Raw genomic sequence first — 2,144 nt, 5'->3', positions numbered from 1 at the left:
GACGATGTCGCGCAGGGCATCAGCGTCCCAATCCCCGCGACCCAGGATCGCCTGCTGCCGCCATGGGCCGGGATCGCCAGCCGCCTCCGCGCGCATCCAACCGGTCTTGCGCTGCTCATCTCCGAGCAGACCTTCCAGGAACAGGCCTGCATTCGTCGCCACACGCTCTTGCGTGAACAACGGACGTATCCGCTGCTTGACCTCTCGAAGCGACGCCGCCCACAACGCAAGCGTCTCCTCAATCGACGCGGCGCGCGTCCACGACATTCGAATCATGGTTGCCCATGGATTCAGAAGCCCGCAAACAAAGCAACTGTAATGCTAGGACACACTCCCGCTATCGGCCAACGCACCGTCTACTAGATGCCGTAATGGGCCCCTGCTCCGAGGAAGGGATCATGATGGTGGCTGTCCCCCAATAGATGATGAAACGGGGTCACGACTTGAGTCGGCCCCAAGCATCCAGAGACGGAGGACAGCCGTGGAGAACTATGCCGGAATCGACGTGTCATTGGAACTGTCGAGCGTGTGCGTTGTGGATGCCCAGGGTAAGATCCTGAGAGAGGCGAAGGTCGCAAGCGAACCCGACGCCTTAGTTGAGTTTTTTGAGACGCTCGGCTTTGCAGTGGAGCGGATCGGGCTGGAGGCTGGGCCGCTATCCCAATGGCTGCATGCGGGGCTGAGAAAAGCAGGATTCGAAACGGTTCTGCTGGAAACACGGCACGTAAAGGCCGCATTATCGGCGATGACGGTAAAGACTGATCGCAAGGATGCCCGCGGGATAGCCCAGTTGATCCGGATGGGCTGGTTCCAGCCGGTGCACGCAAAGTCGGTCGGTGCGCAGGAGATCCGGGCACTCCTGATCGCGCGCAAACAGCTTCTCGGGCGACTTATCGATGTGGAATTAAGTATCCGAGGGATTTTGCGTGGCTTCGGGCTGAAGGTTGGCCCGGTGACGCGGAGGAATTTCGAAGCGCGGATCCGAGAGTTGGTTACTGGTCAGGCGACATTAGAGCGCATTGCCGGTGCGATGCTTTCGGCGCGATCTGCCTTGAAGGCAGAGTACGGAAGGCTGCACAAGGCTGTGCTGGCAACTGTGCGTGACGATGCGGTCTGTCGCCGGCTTATGACCGTGCCGGGGGTTGGTCCCTTGGTGGCCATCACCTACAAATCGGCGATTGATGACCCTCATCGCATCGCGAAATCGAAGGCGGCAGGTGCGCTGTTCGGGCTCACGCCAAAGAAGTACCAATCGGGAGAAAAGGACGTCACGGGCGGAATCACGCTGGCCGGTGACGAGATGGTGCGCACGGTATTGTATGAAGCCGCCAACGTTTTGCTATCGCGCATCACGCGGTTCTCAAAACTTAAGCGCTGGGGGATGGACGTCGCCAAGCGGCGAGGCTCGAAGCGCGCAAAAGTTGCCTTGGCACGTAAGCTTGCAGTGATCCTGCATCGGATCTGGGTCGACGGCACAACTTACCGATGGGCTGAAACGGGCCCGATCGCAGCATAGAGCACGAGGAGAAGAGCCGGAATGCAACCGGGCTGAACAGAAGCCCAGTGCCCGAAGTCCCGTCGCCGGGACGGTGGATGCGGTGAAGCCGTTACACGCCCAGTGGCCGTCGTCCGACGAACCACGCGTATCTAGATAGGCTCACCGCTCCCTCTGACAGCATGATGTGGCGGCCAGGCGTTGACCACGGACAGAAGCATGAGCTCGGCGGCGCGACGTTCACCGGGAGGCTTGACATCATCGGCCCCATTACAGAAGGGCCTGTACCTAATTAGCGAGTTCTGATTCCCTGGTGCCAAGTTGATTCGGCACGGGGGACTTCGATGCGCAAAGGACTGTTCTGGCTCAACGACAAGCAGTGGGCTCAGATAGAGCCGCATCTGCCAACAAACCAGACCGGCCCGGCGCGCGAAGACGATCGACGCATTATCAGCGGTATCATTCACATGCTCCAGTGCGGCGCACGCTGGCGCGATTGCCCGTCCGACTATGGCCCTTACACGACGATCTACAATCGGTTCAATCGCTGGGCTAAGCGCGGACATTGGCAGGCGATCTTTGAAGCGCTCGCCCGCTGCGGCAAGGACCGAGTGGCTTTGTCGATCGACTCCACCTCGATCAAAGCGCA

2 protein-coding genes and 1 pseudogene are annotated in these 2,144 nt (G+C 60.0%); 2 read left to right on the top strand and 1 reads right to left on the bottom strand.

Features of this window, described 5'->3' with window-relative positions; genetic code table 11:
- Positions 1 to 276 (bottom strand): annotated as a pseudogene (locus IVA75_RS05050) (IS701 family transposase); the annotation flags it as partial.
- 205 nt (positions 277 to 481) lie between these two features.
- On the opposite strand from IVA75_RS05050, the gene IVA75_RS05045 reads away from it, so the two are divergent.
- Positions 482 to 1,516 carry an IS110 family transposase gene (locus tag IVA75_RS05045; RefSeq protein ID WP_247287488.1) on the top strand — a complete coding sequence of 345 codons (1,035 nt, stop codon included), beginning with the start codon at positions 482 to 484 and terminating at the stop codon, positions 1,514 to 1,516.
- A 323-nt stretch (positions 1,517 to 1,839) separates the two neighbouring features.
- Positions 1,840 to 2,144, top strand: a 305-nt coding sequence (locus tag IVA75_RS05040; protein WP_247287487.1) for a transposase, incomplete at its 3' end; no start/stop codon positions are given.

It is taken from the genome of Bradyrhizobium sp. 134 (assembly GCF_023074155.1).
Taxonomy (GTDB): domain Bacteria; phylum Pseudomonadota; class Alphaproteobacteria; order Rhizobiales; family Xanthobacteraceae; genus Bradyrhizobium.
The sequence above is the reverse complement of the archived record's forward strand: the minus strand, read 5'-3'. Positions and strand labels throughout refer to the sequence as shown.